The 13,848-nt window shown below is 48.2% G+C and carries 10 protein-coding genes; 6 read left to right on the forward strand and 4 right to left on the reverse strand.

Translation table 11 applies throughout. From position 1 onward, the window contains the following. Positions 1–17: 17 nt before the first annotated feature. Complete coding sequence (locus M988_RS02185; protein WP_008815354.1) at positions 18–521, reverse strand: GNAT family N-acetyltransferase; 504 nt, start codon at positions 519–521, stop codon at positions 18–20. Positions 522–1,032: 511 nt separating this feature from the next. On the opposite strand from M988_RS02185, the gene atoS reads away from it, so the two are divergent. The 6 genes from atoS (at position 1,033) to M988_RS02215 (ending at position 8,379) form a co-directional block, all read left to right on the forward strand. Beyond that, the gene (gene atoS, locus M988_RS02190) at positions 1,033–2,883 is read left to right on the forward strand and encodes a two-component system sensor histidine kinase AtoS (protein ID WP_223283568.1); all 1,851 of its coding nucleotides are present in this window, start codon (positions 1,033–1,035) and stop codon (positions 2,881–2,883) included. Next, positions 2,880–4,274: an acetoacetate metabolism transcriptional regulator AtoC gene (atoC, locus tag M988_RS02195; protein WP_064572650.1), complete on the forward strand. Its 1,395-nt coding sequence runs from the start codon at positions 2,880–2,882 to the stop codon at positions 4,272–4,274. The genes atoS and atoC overlap by 4 nt, the downstream gene beginning before the upstream one ends. A gap of 268 nt (positions 4,275–4,542) precedes the next feature. Beyond that, entirely contained in the window at positions 4,543–5,208 is a 666-nt protein-coding gene (gene atoD / locus M988_RS02200) for an acetate CoA-transferase subunit alpha (RefSeq protein WP_008815351.1), read from the forward strand. Continuing rightward, on the forward strand, positions 5,205–5,870 hold the full coding sequence (locus tag M988_RS02205) for a 3-oxoacid CoA-transferase subunit B (protein WP_039184697.1): 666 nt from the start codon (positions 5,205–5,207) through the stop codon (positions 5,868–5,870). The genes atoD and M988_RS02205 overlap by 4 nt, the downstream gene beginning before the upstream one ends. After that, positions 5,867–7,189 carry a TIGR00366 family protein gene (locus M988_RS02210; protein ID WP_008815349.1) on the forward strand — a complete coding sequence of 441 codons (1,323 nt, stop codon included), beginning with the start codon at positions 5,867–5,869 and terminating at the stop codon, positions 7,187–7,189. The genes M988_RS02205 and M988_RS02210 overlap by 4 nt, the downstream gene beginning before the upstream one ends. Positions 7,190–7,200: 11 nt before the next feature. Further along, positions 7,201–8,379, forward strand: coding sequence for an acetyl-CoA C-acetyltransferase (locus M988_RS02215; RefSeq protein ID WP_004097240.1), 1,179 nt, complete (start codon positions 7,201–7,203; stop codon positions 8,377–8,379). 88 nt (positions 8,380–8,467) lie between these two features. On the opposite strand, the gene M988_RS02220 is transcribed toward M988_RS02215, so the two are convergent. From M988_RS02220 to pepA, 3 genes are all read right to left on the reverse strand, one after another. Next, on the reverse strand, positions 8,468–11,323 hold the full coding sequence (locus M988_RS02220) for a valine--tRNA ligase (protein ID WP_039184703.1): 2,856 nt from the start codon (positions 11,321–11,323) through the stop codon (positions 8,468–8,470). Between the two features lie 28 nt (positions 11,324–11,351). Then, positions 11,352–11,801, reverse strand: coding sequence for a DNA polymerase III subunit chi (locus M988_RS02225; RefSeq protein WP_004097243.1), 450 nt, complete (start codon positions 11,799–11,801; stop codon positions 11,352–11,354). A 128-nt stretch (positions 11,802–11,929) separates the two neighbouring features. Continuing rightward, positions 11,930–13,441, reverse strand: coding sequence for a leucyl aminopeptidase (pepA, locus tag M988_RS02230; protein WP_004097244.1), 1,512 nt, complete (start codon positions 13,439–13,441; stop codon positions 11,930–11,932). Between the last annotated feature and the right edge of the window lie 407 nt (positions 13,442–13,848).

Consider the following 13,848-nt stretch of genomic DNA (forward strand, 5'->3'; position numbering starts at 1 on the left):
TGAAGACAGAGTGAAGATTACAGATCTCTTAGCATCCTAACTTCGCAATCCACATGACGTGTACTGCCTAGCGCTTCGTCGATATGTTGAAAACCAAGCTTTTCGTATAGCGCGATAGCCGCGGTGAGAGAGGCGGTTGTTTCCAGATAGCATTGGGTAAAACCGTTCTCACGGGCAAAATCCATCGCCTGAAGTGCCAATTGTTTGGCCAACCCTTTGCCGCGTAACACTGGCAAAAAATACATTTTCTGCAACTCGCATAAGGTGATATCGGCCCCCTCAAGCGGTGCTATGCCGCCGCCGCCAACGACTTTTCCATCTAGTTCAACAACCCAATAGGCACTGCGTGGCTGGCTATAGACGTCAAAGAGGTGATCGAGATTAGGGTCTGAAACGGTATAACCTTTGTCTGCGGTAAGCCCGCATTCTGCTGAGACTTCACGAATAACTTGAGCAATGTCGGAGTTGTCGCTGGGCGTCATTGGGCGCACTAGCAGGTGAATATGGGTTGCAGTCGTCATTGTTTTTCCAGTAATAGCATGTAATCCGTGGTTTCTGTCTCCGCTTGTCGTTTTGTTGCGCAGCGTTACTGATTCGGATAAGTGGAGATTAGCAATAATTCTAATATACCCTAAATAATTCGAGTTGCAGCTATCATCGCGGGATGAGGCATAAGGCTGGTCTGAGTCACAAACGCCGCTAATGCCTCTGCCACGCCAAGTATTACGGGTATACCATTGCACAAGGTCAAGATGCAATATCTGATCATCAATGTGATTGTTCTTCTTGTGCTATGTGTTTCTGCACCAGTGATAAATCTCCCTTCTATTTGATTAACCTCATTCATTGCGGACTTTGAGAGTGTGCTCAAAGCTTATTGTTTAAAAAAGCGTATATTTATCTACAGTTTTTAATTTCTATGATAATTAAGAATTTCTGATGATACGAGAGCGGAATATATTATCATAAATATTTTCTTAACTTAATTTTAATAAATATGAATTTTTTATGCGCCTACACCGAAATATCATTATGAATTGGCTGTTGAGACAATATTTCACACTAGGGAATCGATTATTCCCAGCAACGTTACGTGCCCGAATGATTTGTTTGGCCGTTTTTATGGTTTTCCTTCCTATTTTAGTGATGTCGTATTTTGTTGAAAAGAATGGCAGAACAGCATTGATAGAGGAGAAGCAGAATAAGCTTTACTCTATCGCTCATCTACTTGATGACGCTTTAGGTGATGATTTAACGCTCTATGCAACGGCCTCACGGCAAGAAAGAATTGCTGCGTTGAATAAGGTGTTGGCCGATAGAACGGAAAAAATAACGCGTGCATTTCCAAACGTTGGAGCCGGTTATTACCATAGAGATGTCGATGCCATCATCACCTATGCGCCACAGGCGCTGTATGGCAGCAAAGTGGGCGTTTCGATTGCGCAGGATCATCCCGGAAGAACGGTGATGAAAAGCGGTAAGGCTGAGATCAAGTCGGGGTCGCAGGTCAGGGGAGATGTTCTTAATGCCATGATCCCGATTCGCCGGAAGGGTGAAGTCATTGGTTATATTTGGGCTAATGAGTTTTCTAACGATATTGATAAGCAGGCTTGGGCTATGGATGCCAGCATTATCAGCGTGATAAGTATTGGCCTTATTAGCAGCCTGTTTTTGATCCTCTCATTTTCACGACGTTTATCGAGAGATGTGGATTTAATTAAAGAACGATTGAGTAAACTTCCCTTTGATTTAAATACGAAGATGCCACCGCTTAAAGGGGAGATGGAAGGTATTGCGGATAAAATTAACCATTTGGCTTACGCGCTGAAAGAAGCGAAAACCTTGAATGAATTAATTATCGAAAGCGCCGCCGATGGGATGATTAGCGTTGATGTTAACGGGCGTATTATTATGTGTAATCCGGCTGCGGTTAATATTACGGGTTATTCATTAGTCGAGCTTTTCGATCACGATTACGCCGCTATCTTTGAAAAGGATGAATATCGTAGTCCCTTGCTTGATACGCTAAAACACGGTGTGGAACACGTTGGCGTTGAGGTCAGTTATCCAGCAAAAGAACGCGTGTTACAAATCAAAGCCAGCAGTAGCCAATTACGTAACTCCGATGATGAAATTATTGGTGCTTTGGTGATTTTTACCGACCTTACGGAGCAAAAAGAAATGCAGCGCCATATCGCTCAGGCTGAACGATTGGCTACGCTCGGTGAGCTTATGGCTGGGGTTGCACATGAGGTGCGAAATCCATTAACCGCTATTAGTGGGTTTATCCAATATTTAAAACAGGGTGAGAGTGATCCACAGCGAATTGAATATATCGATATTATTATTCACGAAGTACGCTCTATTAATAAAGTTATTCAGCAGCTTTTAGACTTTGCGCGTCCACAATCCAGACTGTTCCAAGAAGTCTCCATTAATCAGATTATAAAAGAAACGTTAGTGTTAGTTCAGACCAATGGAGTGAATAGCCGAATAGACTTTTCTATTTCACTGGATGAAACCCTGCCCGCTCTTGAGGTAGACGCTAGTGGTTTGAAACAAGTATTCCTGAATTTGCTGATTAATGCCGTGCAGTCAATTCCCGCTAAAGGTGAAATTTCTATAGAAACGACCCGCTTAACGATGGAAAAGATACAGATCACAATCAAAGATACCGGCGGTGGCATGAGTGATGACGTTCAGAAGAAAATATTCATGCCGTTCTTTACCACCAAGTCACAGGGTACAGGATTAGGACTATCGATTGTGCAGCGCATTATTAACGACCACTCTGGTGACGTGATAATAGAAAGTAAAATTCACCAGGGTACAAAGGTCATGATTATTTTACCTCTGAAAAGAAATAATGGGAATTTGCTATGAGCCAGCCTTACCGTATTCTTATCGTTGATGATGAAAAAAACGTTCTCAGGATGTTGAACACGGTTTTTTCACAGGAAGGTAATCAGGTTTTCTGTGCAGATAATGGTCAGGATGCTCTGGCTATTTTTGAACAAGAAAGGCCTGATGTCGTGTTGATGGATATTCGCATGCCAACGATGAATGGCCTTGAAGCTTTGCAGCGCATGCGAGAGAAATGGCTGGATACGCCGATTATTTTAATGACGGCTTATGCCGCCGTTGAAACGGCCGTGGAGGCATTACGCCTAGGCGCTTTCGATTATGTGATCAAACCGTTTGAGCTGGATGAGTTAAAACTCTTAATTAATCGTGCGCTGCAATTACGCAACATGAAGCAAGAAATCAATATTCTGCACCGTGAACTGTCAGATAGTTATCACTGTGACAAAATTCTGACGAATAACCCTAAAATGATGGAGTTGTGTAGAACCATTGCCAAAGTGGCTCAGAGCCACGCCAATGTGTTGGTCACTGGCGAAAGTGGTACTGGCAAAGAGCTTATCGCGAAGGCGATTCACTATAATAGCCCGCGTTCTAAACAACCGTTTATTAAGGTTAACTGCGGCGCATTGCCCGAATCGTTGCTAGAGAGCGAATTGTTTGGCCATGAGAAGGGCGCATTTACCGGCGCGCAAATGCAACGGCAGGGGCTATTTGAGCGTGCCCATCAGGGAACACTGCTGCTGGATGAAATTGGTGAGATGCCACTTAATTTGCAGGTGAAGCTGTTGCGCGTATTACAAGAACAGGAGTTTGAGCGCGTTGGTGGCAGCCAAACTATCAAAATCGATGTGCGCATTGTAGCGGCTACCAATCGTGATTTGAGCGACATGATCGAGCAAGGTGAGTTTAGGCGCGATCTTTATTATCGTCTTAATGTGATGCACTTATATTCATTGCCTCTACGTGAAAGACCGGAAGATATTTTATTACTGGCGCGCTATTTTTTGCAGAAATTTAGTGCGGAAAATAATAAAGATATTATCGGATTTGACGTCAGTGCTATTCGTATGCTTGAAAATTATCCATGGTTAGGCAACGTGCGTGAGCTTGCTAATGCCGTTGAACACGCTGTGATTATGAGTACGGGGTATATGATTTTCGTTGACGATCTACCCATCGGATTTCAGCAGGAAATGATTCAAGACACAGCTGTAGTGGAAAATAATCCGAAAATGACAGAGCTGCTCGATAAACCAATAAAATTAAAAGAGAGCTTAAAACAGTATGAAAAAGAGATTATTGAGCGCGTGCTGGCAATATATCAGGGCAACCGTATCGATACGGCTAAAGCGCTGGGAATTAGTCGCCGAGCTTTAATGTATAAGCTCCAGGAATACAGTATTAATTAGCTATCTTAATGTTATTTTCAACCATTCCCTTTAGTCATCGTGATCACATAAATTAATGTTCAGGTGAAGTTTCTTGCAGCGATGGGTGCAAGAAATTGCACCTGTGTTCATTGTTTATTTTCTTACTATTTAAATTACGTGAAAATATATCCTTAAAATTCATTTGGATAGATATTCGTATGTTCATTTTCTACGGTTGATAAATAATGGCCTGCTCATTGCAATGGCCTTGGTGTAGCCCAGTAAGGGCAAACTCTAAGGAGCTGCAATGAAAAATAAAAAAATATCTCTCGCTGATGTGATCCCTTATTTCCATGATGGGATGACGATTATGTTTGGCGGGTTTATGGGGGTTGGGACGCCACCACTGTTAATCGAAGCCTTACTTGAATCTGGTGTAAAAGACTTAACTATTATTGGCAACGATACCGCGTTTGTAGACACCGGCGTCGGCCCATTGATCAGCAGTGGTCGAGTCAAAAAAGTTATTGCTTCACACATCGGCACTAACCCTGAAACGGGGCGTCGGATGATTGCCGGTGAAATGCTGGTTGAGCTTGTTCCACAGGGTACGTTGATTGAGCGTATCCGCTGTGGTGGTGCAGGGCTTGGCGGTTTTCTGACCCCAACAGGCGTTGGCACCGTGGTCGAAGAAGGCAAGCAAAAGATCGTCCAAAACGGCGTTGAATATTTATTAGAACTTCCGCTGCGTGCCGATTTGGCTCTCGTACATGCGCATACCGCCGATTGTTCCGGCAATCTGACCTATCAACTCACTGCCCGAAATTTCAATCCCATCATTGCGTTAGCGGCCGATCTGGTTATTGCCCAAGCAGATCAGATGGTTGATGTCGGCTCTATCCTGCCCGATCAGGTTATCACGCCAGGTGCATTGATTGATTACGTAGTGGTTTCACCGGAGGTTTGCTCATGAATGCGAAAGAGTTAATTGCGCGCCGTGTTGCGTTGGAACTTAAAGACGGCAACGTTGTGAATCTGGGGATTGGGCTACCAACGCAGGTAGTGAACTACTTGCCTGATGGCATTGAAATCACTCTGCAGTCAGAGAATGGATTCTTAGGTCTTGGTCCAGTGACTGAAGCCTGCCCAAACTTAGTGGACGCCGGAGGCAAACCTTGTGGTTTGCGAGCTGGAGCCGCCATGTTTGATAGCGCTTTTTCATTTGCATTAATTCGCGGTGGTCATGTTGATGCCAGCATTCTCGGCGGTTTGCAGGTCGATCAGCAGGGAAATTTAGCTAACTGGATGGTGCCAGGAAAAATGGTGCCAGGCATGGGGGGCGCAATGGACTTGGTGACCGGTGCTCGCCACGTGATTATTGCCATGGAGCACTGTGCTAAAGATGGTTCGGCGAAAATATTACCGCTGTGTACGCTACCGCTCACGGCGACAAACTGCGTCGATATGATCGTGACCGAGCTGGCGGTATTTGCCTTCTCTGAAGGGGCACTCATTCTCAAAGAACATGCACCTGGAGTCTCTTTGGAGACCATCGTAGAGAAGACCGGCGCGCGGTTTAGCGTGGCGAGCGATTTCAAAGAGATGCCCATTCAGATCAATGAGGGGGCACTATGATTGGACGCATTTCTCGTGCGATGTCGGCAGTCGTTAGTCGCTATCTTCCTGACCCTCTGATATTTGCCATGTTGCTGACCATGATTATGTTCATCATTGGTCTTTCTTGTACGCCGCACTCTGCGATACAGATGGTGCAAATGTGGGGAGATGGGTTCTGGAACCTGCTTGGTTTTGGGATGCAGATGGCGCTCATTATTGTTACCGGCCATGCGCTAGCCAGTTCTGCTCCGGTTAAACGCCTATTGAGAACCGTGGCATCCATGGCGAAAACGCCGGTTCAAGGCGTCATGCTGGTGACTTTCTTTGGCTTGGTGGCCTGCGTGATTAACTGGGGTTTTGGGTTGATTGTCGGCGCCATGTTTGCCCGAGAAGTTGCTCGGCGCGTACCCGGTTCTGACTATCCGCTGCTGATTGCCTGTGCCTATATCGGCTTTATGACTTGGGGCGGTGGCCTTTCTGGCTCAATGCCTTTGTTGGCCGCGACCCCAGGTAACCCCGTTGAGCATATTGCGGGGCTTATCCCTGTCAGCCATACCTTGTTGTCTGGCGCCAATATTTTTATTACCGGCACGCTGATCGTCCTTTTACCGTTTATTACCAGAATGATGATGCCAAAAGCAGGATCTGTGGTTTCCATCGATCCCGCTTTACTCGCTGAAGAACCTGATTTCCAAAAGACCCTTTCAGCGGATGCAACGATAGCTGAAAAAATGGAAGAGAGCCGCATTATCACGCTCATTATCAGCGCGTTAGGCATCTGCTATTTGGTGATGTATTTCTGGAACAACGGTTTCAATCTGACAATAAACATTGTCAACCTGCTGTTCATGATCGCCGGTTTGCTGCTGCATAAAACGCCGATGGCCTACATGCGTGCGGTGACGGCCGCTGCGCGCAGCACGGCGGGTATTCTGGTTCAATTCCCTTTCTATGCGGGTATCCAGTTGATGATGGAACACTCGGGGTTAGGTGGAATGATCACCCAGTGGTTCATCGAAATCGCCAACAAAGACACCTTCCCGGTCATGACTTTCTTCAGCTCTGCGCTGATCAACTTTGCCGTCCCTTCTGGTGGTGGGCATTGGGTTATCCAAGGACCGTTTGTTATTCCCGCCGCTCAAGCGCTAGGCGCTGACTTAGGCAAGGCCACCATGGCTATCGCCTATGGTGAGCAGTGGATGAACATGGCGCAGCCATTCTGGGCATTGCCAGCACTCGCTATCGCAGGTTTGGGAGTCCGCGACATCATGGGTTATTGCGTCACCGTGCTGCTCCTAACATGCCCCATTTTCATTATTGGTTTGGTCTTCTTCTAGGGAATCTCATTATGGAAAACGTCGTTATTGTCAGTGCTACTCGTACTGCTGTAGGGAGCTTTAATGGCTCACTCTCTTCTATTCCTGCCGTTTCTCTTGGTGAAATCGTGATTCGTGAAGCGTTGAATCGTGCCGGTCTAGATGTGAATTTGGTTGATGAAGTTATCATGGGCAATGTGCTTCAGGCTGGATTAGGACAAAATCCTGCGCGGCAGGCGGCGCTTAAGGCGGGTATTGGGCATCAAGTGCCTGCCTATAGCGTCAACAAAGTGTGTGGTTCTGGCTTAAAATGCGTAGCGCTGGCTGCTCAGGCTATTCGCGCAGGCGATGCTAGAGCGGTGATTGCCGGAGGTATGGAGAACATGACCCGAGCTCCCTATCTGCTGGAGAGCCAAGCTCGCTGGGGATATCGGTTAGGTGATGGCCAAGTTTATGATGTGATTTTGCGTGATGGGCTTATGTGTGCAACGGAAGGTTATCACATGGGGATCACCGCGGAGAATGTGGCTAAAGAGTATGGCATTAGCCGCGAAGAGCAGGATCGCATCGCGTTTTCATCTCAACAAAAAGCTTCTCTAGCGATTGCCAATGGGTGCTTTGAAAAAGAAATTACGCCGGTAGTGATTAAGAATAAAAAGGGCGATCAGATTTTTTCTACAGATGAACATCCGCGTATGACGTCGTTAGATAAATTAGCCAGCTTAAAACCCGCCTTTACCTCAGAAGGAACGGTAACGGCAGGCAATGCGTCAGGTATCAACGATGGTGCCGCGGCTTTGGTTGTGATGTCCGAAAGCATGGCAAAAGAACAGGGGTTAACCCCGCTTGCGCGGATCCGTAGCTACGCCAGCGGCGGTGTTGCACCTGCGTTGATGGGAATGGGCCCGGTTCCGGCAACGCTGCTAGCACTTAAAAATGGCGGTTTGAGTCTGTCGGATATCGATCTTATTGAGGCTAATGAAGCCTTTGCAGCCCAGTTTGGCGCAGTAGGGAAAACGTTAGGGTTGAATGAGGATAAAGTGAACGTGAACGGCGGCGCGATCGCGTTAGGTCATCCGATAGGTGCGAGCGGTGCGCGTATTCTGGTTACTCTGCTACACGCTTTAGCCGCCAGAGATAAGACGCTAGGTTTAGCAACGCTGTGCATCGGCGGTGGGCAGGGGATCGCAATGGTGGTTGAGCGCATTTAATCTACAAAAATTTTCTCAAGTTACCGATAAGAAAACAGGGAGCGATTATCGCTCCCTGTTTATATGTTGCTAATGAAAAGACGAATAATTACAGCGCGGCAATAACCGCTTGTTGTTCGATCAGCTTCGCTTTCGCGTCAGCATAACCGTTCATCTTCTCGCGCTCTTTAGCAACAACGGCCTCTGGTGCTCGAGCGACAAAACCTTCGTTAGAGAGTTTTGCTTCGATACGGCCAATCTCAGCTTCGATTTTAGCCACTTCTTTAGCTAAACGATCCAGCTCGGCATCTTTGTCGATCAGGCCAGCCATCGGGATCAGCAGCTCTGCGCCGTCAACCAGCTTGGTCACAGATACCGGACCTTTATCGCCAGCAGGCAGTACGGTGATGCTTTCCAAACGCGCCAGTGATTTGATGAAGCTCAGGTTTTCCTGTACACGGCGTTGTGCATCAGCGCTGCATTCACGCAGAAGCAGTTCTAGTGGCTTGCTTGGCGCAATGTTCATCTCAGCACGAATATTACGTACCGCGATGATGGCTTGTTTAATCCACTCCAGATCCGCCAACGCTTTCTCGTCAACCTGAGAAGCGTCGAACTCAGGGAATGGCTGCAACATGATGGTGTCGGCAGTAATTCCCTTCAGGCCTTTCACTCGCTGCCAGATTGTTTCGGTGATATATGGGATAACTGGATGCGCTAAGCGCAACAGTGCTTCCAGTACGGTCACCAGCGTGTGACGAGTGCCTCGCAGTTCAGCTTCAGAACCCCCGTTCATGACTGGCTTAGTCAGCTCCAAATACCAGTCGCAGAATTGGTTCCATGTGAATTCGTACAGAATATTAGCCGCCAGATCGAAGCGGTAGTTATCCAGCGCTTCACGGTACGCTTTTACTGTCTGATTAAACTCAGAGAGGATCCAGCGATCGGCCAGAGACAGCACCATTTCACCACCGTTCAGGCCACAATCCTGATCTTCGGTGTTCATCAGCACGAAACGGCTAGCATTCCACAGCTTGTTACAGAAGTTACGATAACCTTCCAGACGCTTCATATCCCAGTTAATGTCGCGACCGGTTGAAGCCAGCGCTGCGAGAGTGAAGCGCAGAGCGTCGGTGCCGTGTGGCTCAATACCTTCTGGGAACTGCTTTTCGGTACGTTTAGCGATTTTCTCAGCCAACTGTGGCTGCATCATATTGCCAGTACGTTTTTCTAACAGCTCTGGAAGCGAAATACCGTCGATCATGTCCAGCGGATCGATAACGTTACCCTTGGACTTGGACATTTTCTGCCCTTCGTCATCACGGATAAGGCCGGTCACATACACGGTTTTGAATGGAACCTGTGGTTTGCCGTTTTCATCTTTCACGAAATGCATGGTCAGCATGATCATGCGAGCGATCCAGAAGAAAATGATGTCAAAGCCACTGGTCAACACGTTGGTTGGGTGGAACGTTTTCAGCGCTTCAGTCTGTTCAGGCCAACCCAGCGTTGAGAAGGTCCACAGGCCGGAAGAGAACCACGTATCCAGAACGTCATCGTCCTGTTTCAGTTCTACGTCAGCGCTCAGGTTGTTTTCGCGGCGAACTTCTTCTTCGTCACGGCCTACAAATACGTTGCCTTCATTGTCGTACCACGCTGGGATGCGATGACCCCACCACAGCTGGCGGGAAATACACCAGTCCTGAATGTCGCGCATCCAAGAGTAGTACATGTTCTCGTATTGCTTAGGTACGAACTGAATTTCGCCCTGCTCAACGGCTTCGATCGCAACTTTCGCCAGCGGCGCAGTACGCACGTACCATTGGTCGGTTAGCATTGGCTCGATAACCACGCCACCGCGGTCGCCGTAAGGAACGGTGAGATCGTGAGGCTTGATTTCAACCAGCAGGCCGGCATCTTCACAGGCTTTTACTACGGCACGGCGAGCGGCAAAACGCTCCATGCCGCGGAACTGTTCTGGGATTTCGTTGCTATAAACGTCGGTTTCTTCGCCGTTGGTGTCCAATACTTCTGCTTCGTCGCGAATGTCGCCATCGAAGGTCAGAATGTTGATCATTGGCAGCGCATGGCGGCGACCGACTTCATAGTCGTTGAAGTCATGGGCAGGGGTGATTTTCACACAGCCGGTGCCTTTTTCCATATCGGCGTGTTCATCGCCCACGATAGGAATGCGACGACCAACCAGTGGCAGTACCACGAATTTACCGATCAAATCTTTATAACGCGGATCTTCTGGGTTTACCGCCACGCCGGTATCACCCAACAGGGTTTCAGGACGAGTGGTTGCCACAACGAGATAGTCTTTACCATCGGCGGTTTTTGCGCCGTCAGCCAGCGGATAACGCAGGTGCCACATGGAACCTTTAGTTTCGCGGTTTTCAACTTCCAGATCGGAGATTGCGGTGCGCAGTTTTGGATCCCAGTTCACCAGACGTTTGCCTCGGTAAATCAGGTCTTCTTTATACAGACGAACAAACACTTCTTTAACTGCGTTAGACAGCCCATCATCCATCGTGAAGCGCTCGCGCTCCCAATCTACGGAGTTGCCCAAACGACGCATCTGGCGAGTGATAGTGCCGCCAGATTCTTCTTTCCATTGCCAAATTTTGTCGATGAAGGCATCACGACCATAGTCATGGCGTGTTTTGCCTTCTTCGGCTGCGATTTTACGCTCGACAACCATTTGAGTTGCGATACCCGCGTGGTCAGTACCAACCTGCCACAGGGTATTTTTACCCTGCATGCGTTGATAGCGGATCATGGTATCCATGATGGTCTGCTGGAAAGCGTGACCCATGTGCAGGCTGCCGGTGACGTTCGGCGGCGGGATCATAATACAGAAGCTTTCTTTGCTGGTGTCGCCATTCGGCTTGAAGTAGCCCTGCTGTTCCCAGTGCTCGTAGAGCGGCTGCTCAATGTCTTGCGGGTTATATGTCTTTTCCATGGTTCGTCTGTTCTTTGATTTTGATCGATCAGTGAGTTGGCGGCGTAGCCGTGGTCAATTGGAAGCCGACGCTGCGGTAGATTTTATAGCGCTCACGCGCCAACTGCTTTAAAGCGTCTTCATAAGGAACGAAGTCTATCACTTCATGGAAAGCGGTGGCAAAATCCGCGAACTCGGTCTGTAGGCAGATCATCAGTTCGCGCGGTGCATTGCCGCGTTTTCCAGGCCATGATAATTCCACGGGCGCGCCGTAATGCGGACCTTCACCCGCGAGATTATGTGGCACGAACTGATGGGGATCTCGAGCCCATAGCGCCTCATCCAGTTTTACCGCCTGTTCCTGACTTTGGCAGGCAATGAGAATTCGTTTTCCTGAACGCCATTGTTCGGCAGCAAGGTCACAGGCCAGCGCCTCAACGGCATCCAGTTCACCATCAGGTTGATGATGTTCTAGAAGATAGAAGGTTGCCTGTTTCATGATGTGATTGAGCCTTAAGCTTATACAGCACTTATGAAGTAGTGAAATAAAAACAACTAAAGACCCCTTCCGGCCATTCCCTGTGGAGGGGAAGCCGAATTGGGGTCTCCATTATTAACTAAATTTCCTTAATCGTCGCCATTCAGCCCTGCGCGATTGAGCAGGAACTGAGACAACATGGCAACAGGGCGGCCTGTTGCACCTTTGGCTTTACCGGAACGCCATGCCGTACCTGCGATATCCAGATGTGCCCAACTGTATTTGCGGGTGAATCGAGACAGGAAGCAAGCGGCGGTAATTGCACCGCCTGGTCGGCCACCGATGTTTGCCATATCGGCAAAGTTAGAATCCAGTTGTTCTTGGAATTCATCCATCATGGGGAGACGCCACGCACGGTCACCGGCCTGTTCTGATGCACTGATCAGTTCTGATGCTAATGGGTTATGGTTGGCCATCAGCCCAGTCAGATGATGACCCAGAGCAATCACGCAGGCGCCGGTCAGCGTCGCAACGTCAATCACCACATCGGGTTCAAAGCGTTCAACGTAGGTCAGAACGTCACACAGCACCAAACGGCCTTCGGCATCGGTATTAAGCACTTCAACGGTTTGGCCGTTCATCGTGGTTAATATGTCACCCGGACGGTATGCGCGCCCACCCGGCATGTTTTCACAGCCTGCGAGCACACCAACGATATTCAGCGGAAGTTGCAGCTCAGCGGCCATACGCATTACGCCATAGACAGACGCTGCACCGCACATATCGTATTTCATCTCATCCATGCTATCCGCTGGTTTGATAGAAATACCGCCGGAGTCAAAGGTTAATCCCTTACCAACCAAGACGATAGGCTTGGCATCTGGGTTCTTGCTGCCTTTATACTCAATAACAGACATCAGTGATTCATTTTGCGAACCTTGTCCAACGGCCAGATAAGCATTCATGCCCAGCTCTTTCATCTGCTGCTCGCCGATAACACGGGTGCTGACGTTGGGGCTGAAGCTATCTGCCAGTTGGCGAGCCTGAGATGCCAGATAGCCTGCGTTACAGATATTCGGCGGCATATTGCCAAGATCTTTCGCGGCTTTAATACCGGCGGCAATCGCTAAGCCGTGCTGGATGGCTCGTTCGCCGCTGGTCAGTTCACGACGGGTTGGGACGTTGAAGACCATTTTGCGCAGTGGACGACGCGGCTCGGCTTTATTACTCTTCAACTGATCGAAGGTATAAAGCGTTTCTTTGGCTGTTTCGACCGCCTGACGTACTTTCCAGTAAGTATTACGGCCTTTGACATGCAGCTCAGTCAGGAAGCAAACCGCTTCCATTGAACCAGTGTCGTTCAGCGTATTAATCGTTTTTTGGATGACTTGTTTATACTGACGTTCGTCCAGCTCGCGTTCTTTGCCACAGCCAATCAGCAAAATGCGTTCTGAGAGTACGTTAGGTACGTGGTGCAACAATAACGTTTGACCCACTTTACCTTCCAGTTCGCCACGGCGCAGTAGGGCACTGATGTAGCCATCGCTGATTTTATCGAGCTGTTCTGCGATTGGGGACAGTCGGCGCGGTTCGAAAACACCGACGACAATACAGGCGCTACGTTGTTTTTCCGGGCTACCGCTTTTTACACTGAACTCCATGCACTCTCCTGAATCTTAAAGACAACGGTGCGGGTGATGACTAAGCTATAATACCTTGCATACTTGAAGCCGTGTCTTCTTAACTGCGATTGTTCACCCGAGTTTTTGGGGTTTCTCGCTTGTCACCTTGATGCAGCTACAATTATTTGGGGCGTTGAGATATTTCTTACTGCAAGAAATATCGCTTAAGTCACTATTATATCGGCCCTTGCCGTTGAACTGGCTGGAACACTAATTCACGTTTCTCACCGACGATGGCGGTTTTTATCCACATTTTTATCGGCAATAGCGTGATTTTCTCTCATTCTGCTAGGCACTTTATGTGCTGTGCAGAGGGGCGTTGTACAATCGGTAGTTATTTTCTCGTTTTCGTTACCAACGATTACGGTACAATTGTTTTACTGTAC

It is taken from the genome of Hafnia paralvei ATCC 29927 (genome assembly GCF_001655005.1).
Lineage (GTDB): Bacteria > Pseudomonadota > Gammaproteobacteria > Enterobacterales > Enterobacteriaceae > Hafnia > Hafnia paralvei.